Annotated in this window: 5 protein-coding genes; 2 read left to right on the forward strand and 3 right to left on the reverse strand. The window is 42.8% G+C overall.

Going from position 1 to position 6,330, the window contains the following annotated elements:
• Nucleotides 1–80: 80 nt before the first annotated feature.
• From VB740_RS16650 to VB740_RS16660, 3 genes are all read right to left on the reverse strand, one after another.
• Nucleotides 81–2,009, reverse strand: coding sequence for an ABC-F family ATP-binding cassette domain-containing protein (locus tag VB740_RS16650; protein WP_323201076.1), 1,929 nt, complete (start codon nt 2,007–2,009; stop codon nt 81–83).
• A 71-nt stretch (nt 2,010–2,080) separates the two neighbouring features.
• The gene (locus VB740_RS16655; protein ID WP_323201077.1) at nt 2,081–2,497 is read right to left on the reverse strand and encodes a DUF1824 family protein; all 417 of its coding nucleotides are present in this window, start codon (nt 2,495–2,497) and stop codon (nt 2,081–2,083) included.
• A 494-nt stretch (nt 2,498–2,991) separates the two neighbouring features.
• A complete protein-coding gene (locus VB740_RS16660; protein WP_190911694.1) occupies nt 2,992–3,840 on the reverse strand; it encodes a prohibitin family protein in 849 nt (282 codons plus the stop codon).
• Nucleotides 3,841–4,228: 388 nt separating this feature from the next.
• Between VB740_RS16660 and VB740_RS16665 the strand changes: the two genes are divergently transcribed.
• On the forward strand, nt 4,229–5,770 hold the full coding sequence (locus VB740_RS16665; RefSeq protein WP_323201078.1) for an NAD(P)/FAD-dependent oxidoreductase: 1,542 nt from the start codon (nt 4,229–4,231) through the stop codon (nt 5,768–5,770).
• Nucleotides 5,771–5,994: 224 nt separating this feature from the next.
• Nucleotides 5,995–6,330, forward strand: a 336-nt coding sequence (locus VB740_RS16670) for an IS5 family transposase (protein WP_323201079.1), incomplete at its 3' end; no start/stop codon positions are given.

A 6,330-nucleotide genomic window follows, 5' to 3' on the forward strand; every position in this document is an offset into this window, starting at 1 on the left:
GGGGAGCAAGAATCAAAGCCTCTCTCCGTTTCGGGGAGAGGTTTGGAGAGGGGTTCCAAGAATAAGTTGCACATGGCCTATTAAGACTCCATCTCCGCCAATTCTAACCAGCGTTCAGTCGCCACATCGATCGCGTGCTTGAGCTTTTCTACATGATCGTACAATTTCTGCACTTGGCTATAATTCCCCGGTGAGACATTCGCCAGCGTTTTCTCGGTTTCCGCCTTCTCTGCCTCTAACTTGGCAATTTTACCTTCCAACTGCTCAAATTCTTTTTTCTCCCAATTGGATAATCTCCGCCGCTTGGTATTCTCTCCATCCTTGGGTGAAGCTGCACCATTTTGGACTTCGGCATTTTTGGGCTTCTCCTTAGCGTTTGCAGCTTGCTGCTGTGCCTCTTCAGCCTTCTTATAGTCCAGATAAACTGAGTAATTACCTGGATATTGCCGCAGATTACCGCCTTCCTCAAAGGAAAATACTGTGTCGATAGTGCGATCGAGAAAGTAGCGATCGTGAGAAACTACAATTACACACCCAACAAAATCTTCTAAATAATCCTCTAGTACTGCCAATGTCTGAACATCTAAATCATTTGTCGGTTCATCTAAAATCAACACATTCGGCGCACTCATCAAAACCCGCAACAGAAATAAACGGCGTTTTTCACCACCCGAAAGTTTATTAATTGGGGCATACTGTTGATTACCAGGAAACAAAAACCGCTCCAACATTTGCGAAGCAGTAATTTGAGTTCCATCGGTAATTTTGATAAATTCTCCTTCTTCTTTGATGTAGTCAATCACTCGCTGATTTTCGTTTAAAGCTGTGAGCAATTCTTCAGAATGCTGGTCAAAATAACCAATGTGAATTGTAGTACCAATTTCTGCAACACCTGAATCTGGCTGAATCTGACCAGTAATAATATCCATTAAAGTAGATTTACCAGCACCATTAGCGCCAATAATGCCAATGCGGTCTTCTGGGCTAAATTCGTAAGTGAAATTATTAATCAGGGTACGTCCATCATAGGCTTTAGAAATGTTATTTAATTCAATAACCTTTTTGCCAATGCGACGACCAACTGTAGAAATATCAACTTTACCCTGAACTTGTTTAAATTCAGTATCCCGCAGAGCGTGAGCGCGGTCAATTCGAGCTTTTTGCTTGGTACTTCTGGCTTTCGGCCCTTTTTTGAGCCATTCCAACTCGCGCCGCAACAACCCTTGGTGTTTACGTTGACTACTTACGGCAGATTCTTCGGCTAAAGCTTTCTTTTCGAGGTAATATGAATAGTTACCTGTGTAGGTGTAAATGTCGCCTCGGTCGATTTCAATGATCCGATTGGTAACGCGGTCTAGAAAATAGCGATCGTGGGTGATGAGAAAAAGTGCGCCGCGATAGCGATTTAAATAACTTTGTAACCATTCTACAGAAAGAGCATCCAGATGGTTTGTCGGCTCATCCATGAGCAAAACATCGGGTTCTGCTAGCAACGCTGATGCTAAAGCAATCCGCTTGCGATAGCCTCCAGATAAAGTTCCTATTTTGGCGTCAAAGTCAGAAATTCCTAATTTTGTGAGGATGATTTTAGCGTTGGTTTCTAATTCCCAAGCACCGCTTGTATCCATTCTTTGCATCACCACAGAAAGGCGAGACATCAGTTGGCTATCATCTGGATAGTGAGCCAATTTATCTGAGAGTTCTTCATACTCACGCACCAAAGCCATGTGTTCGCCACTGTCGGCAAAAACTTGCTCTAAAACTGTGTGATTTTCATCTAAATCTGGCTGCTGGGGTAAGTAGATAATTCTAGAACCAGAGTTGACTAAAATCTGACCGCTATCAATCGGTTCTAACCCGGCAATCATTTTTAATAGGGTTGATTTCCCTGAACCGTTAGTACCAATTAAACCAACTTTATCGGTAGCATCGAGGCTAAAGCTGGCATCTTTTAAAACTTCTTTGATGCCAAAGTCTTTTTTAACTGATTGTAGTGTAATAATACTCATAAAATTTAGAAACTTTTCATTGATTATTAGTTAGTAGGTAAGGCACATACCCTACCTACATTCTCCGAGGTCTATACAAATAAATCCAAGGGGAGATGTCCATACATTTCGTTGATTCCGTCTTCGTCGTAAGACTGACAAGACACTAGTACGCCACGATGATGTCCAGCATAAGAATCGAGATAACACAAGCCATTTTTACCATTTAATTTGATATAAACTGGGCCTTCAGGTGTCAGTAAATTGTCTGGTGGCTCATAACCCAAAGCTAGAGAATAGGTCTTCATTGCTAATATTCCTTCTTCTGCTGTATCAGCACAAATTCCTAAAATTTGATAATCAGCAAGTTTAGTAACCAAAATTAGGGCATCACGAATTACTGCTTTTTCTGATGGCTTGAGGATGGGCGCGATGTCTAGACAGTTAAATTTATTCAGTAATTTTTTCGCTTCTTCGGCGGTGAGATTTTGAGGATTGGGGGTTGACATAAACTTCGATTATTGACTTGTTGGCTTTTCGATTGTGTTGGAGTTGGTACTATAGCGGTTCTCATTTACGTAAGGTACACCCGTAAGGGCACGGCACTGCCTATTGGTGTCAACTTAAGCTAAAAGTAGCTTCACTGTTAGGTTCCTAGCCCGCCTCGAACTAAAGTTCTAGGCTAATAGCTAAAGTCTACTGAAGTAGACTAAAGATTATTCGGATTATTTAGTCATCAATAGAAGACTTTCGCTATTAGCAAGGAACTTCAGTTCCTTGCGGGACATGGCTTTCACGTTAAGTTGACACCAATGGGCAGTGCCGTGCCCCTACACCTCGCAATATAATCTTGTACCGCATTTGAATGGGAACCGCTATAGTCCAACTTATACTATTTTGGATTTTAGATTTTGGATTGTAAATCGTCCAAATGTTATGGAATTTGTATGAGGTTAGAGCAAATTCCATAATTTTGGACTTTATTATCTAATGCCTACTCTTTTTACGGTTGATTTTGGACATTTCCAAGGTTAAATATGAAGGGGACACCGCCTTTTGAGTCACCACCCATAACAAGGACTTTGGGCATCTGAGCGCCGCCAGTTCTCCAAGCTTCAATTGCTTCTTTTTGGAGAACTAACTGTCCTCCTTGAGCTTTGAGTGTCTCTGCTAAAAGTCTTTGAGCTTCTGCCCTACCTTTGGCACGATTGACATCTGCTTGTGCTTCTTGTTCTGCTTCCCGTGCTACATAAACGGCTCTTTGCGCCCGTTGTTCAGCAATTTGTTTTTCTTCCACTGCTCTGGCAAATTCTGGTGAGAATGCTAAATCAACTACGCTAGTATCTAACACAATTATCCCATATTTGTCTAAGCGATCGCCTAGTGCTTCATCAAAGTCTTCTTTCAACTCACTTCTTTTGGTAATTGCTTCTTCTACTGTTCTTCTAGCAGCTGCAATTTTAAATGCTTCTTGGGTCTGTGGTGCAATGATTTTCGATACAATATTTGCTAAGGTTCCTTGTTTCCTTCTAACTTCAACTACCTTGATGGGATCGAGGCGAAAGTTGATCGCAAATCTTGCAGATAAATTTTGCAAATCCTTAGTAGAACTCTCTGCTGGCACTTCAAATTTCTGCACAGTCAAATCATACACATCTATCACTGAGATAAAAGGCGGTTTTGCATGAATCCCTTCCAATAATGCCCCATCTCTCGCTTTACCCAAAATGCTGATCACTCCCGCTTGTCCTGGGTTAATAATGATAAAGGAATTTAGTCCCAGAACCACTAGTGTTGCTAACACAATTCCTAAAACTGTGCTTTGCCAATTTCCAAATTGCTGATTTTTCAAATTCCTTTCTCCAATATGAATTAGTCATTGGTCATTAGTCATTAGTCATTTGTCATTAGTCGTTAGTCATGAAGAGTTATTGTTTTTCTCCTTGTCTTCTTTTTCTAGTCCCCAGCGATGCACTGAGCAAGTCGTTGTGTCCCCAGTCCCCAATCCCTAGTGCTAAGTCAGAAGTTTTACTTTAGCTTGGGTAAACTCAGTTACTAGTTTAAGCTTCTCATTAGTCTGTCTGAATCAAATTTTTAATTTCAATAACGCAGTACTGGCGGTTTTATGTCCATCCTTAGTGATGATATTAACCAATTAGAGCGGTTTATAGATGGAGGAGCGAATGATATCATCCAAGTTTCCCCGACTGTTTTGATTTATTGTTGCAAACATCAGAGATATGCAAAACACAGATGTAGTCGTCATTGGTAGCGGTATTGGCGGTTTGAGTTGTGCTGCTGTTTTGGCACGGTATGGCTTTGATGTGATAGTCTGCGAAAGCCACTCCATTGCTGGAGGCGCTGCTCATGCTTTTGAGCGCAATGGGTTCAAATTTGACTCGGGCCCGTCCCTCTACTCTGGACTATCTTACAGCCCATCTGCCAACCCTCTGCGACAAGTGTTAGATGCAATTGGTTCGGAATTACCATGCGTAACTTACGATACTTGGGGTTGTTGTGTACCAGAAGGTAATTTTGACACGTCGGTTGGTGCGGAGCAATTTTGTGAAGTGCTGATGAAATTCCGGGGACATGATGCTGTAGCCGAATGGCAAGAACTCCAGCGCGTTATGGAACCATTTGCTAGTGCAGCAACTTCTATGTCACCAGCGGCATTACGCTTTGATTTTGGTGCAGTTAGAACTGTGGGCCCGTTTATCCCATCTCTGACAAAACATCTGGCAAATATGCTTAAGCTGACGGGCCCCTTCAGCCGGATTATGGATGGGGTTGTTAAAGATCGATTTACGCGAAACTGGCTCAATTTGCTGTGTTTCCTACTTTCGGGATTGCCAGCAGATGGCACTAGTACCGCAGAGGTAGGATTTATGTTTGCGGACTGGTATCGGCCAGATGCAATCCTGGAATATCCCATTGGTGGTAGTGGTGCTTTAGTTGACACCCTTGTACAAGGATTGCAGCGTCACGGTGGGAAGCTAATGCTGGGCGCTCATGTAAAAGAAGTGCTTGTAGAAGGGAATCGGGCGGTGGGTGTGCGTCTGCGCGATCGCTCCGAAATTCGAGCGCGGCGGGCAGTGATTTCTAATGCCTCGGTTTGGGACACACTGAAGTTACTACCAGAAAAGGCAGTACCCAAGCAGTACCGCGCTAAACGACAGGCGACACCTGAGTGTGATAGCTTTATGCACCTGCATTTAGGCATTGATGCTCAAGGATTACAATCAAATTTGCGGTGTCATTACATCGTGGTTAATGACTGGGAATTGGGAATAACAGCACCTCAGAATGTTGTAGTGATATCAATTCCTTCAGTTCTCGATCCATCCTTAGCGCCACCAGGTAAGCACGTTATTCATGTGTATACACCTGGTAATGAACCATACTCTATCTGGCAAGGAATGGATAGGAGGAGCCAAGAATATGCCGAACAAAAGCGATCGCGTGCAGAGGTAATGTGGCAAGCTTTAGAAAGGGTCATTCCAGATATTCGCTCTCGTTGTGAAGTCACACTTGTTGGTACACCTCTAACCCACGAGCGTTATCTCCGCCGTCATCAAGGTTCTTATGGCCCAGCAATTCAGGCTGGAAGTAGTATGTTTCCCGGCCCCAGCACACCTTTACCAGGGCTGATGTGCTGTGGAGACTCGACATTTCCCGGCATTGGTTTACCAGCAGTTGCCGCCAGTGGGATGATTGCTGCAAATACACTTGCACCTGTTAATAAGCATTTAGCCATGCTTCAAGATATCAAGTGCATTTAGTTTTAATCTACTTACTAAGAGAGCCGCACCTGCTACCAAAGGATAAAAGATGATAAAAATATAGTTACGTTTAATTGTGTCTACTGCCAATTATTTAGCCTTAAACCTAAAAAGTATAATGTGGTTAAGAGGCTATTTATAAAGTAAATCTAAAAGCCAGGAGAAAGGAGTTCTGATAACGATAAAATACTTCATGTGCAGTGTATTTACATAGATAGTCGGTATTGGCGCGAAAGTCTTACCCCACAGATTTAACTGATATAGAGTGGGAAATCTTGGCTCCCTTGATTCCACCAGCTAAAGAAGGAGGGCATCCACGCACAACAGATATGCGTGAAATATGCAATGCCATCTATTATCATTTGAAAACTGGATGCCAATGGAATATGCTTCCGAGGGACTTCCCGCCAAGCTCAACGGTATACAGCTATTACCGTAAATGGCAACGCAAGGGAGTTTGGGAAAAATTAAACCATACACTGGGTGATCAAGTTCGCATAAAATTAGGTAGGTCAACACAACCAAGTGCGTTAGCGTACCACTCCGTGGAAGCAAGCTAC

Source organism: Nostoc sp. UHCC 0251, assembly GCF_034932245.1.
Taxonomy (GTDB): Bacteria; Cyanobacteriota; Cyanobacteriia; order Cyanobacteriales; family Nostocaceae; genus Nostoc.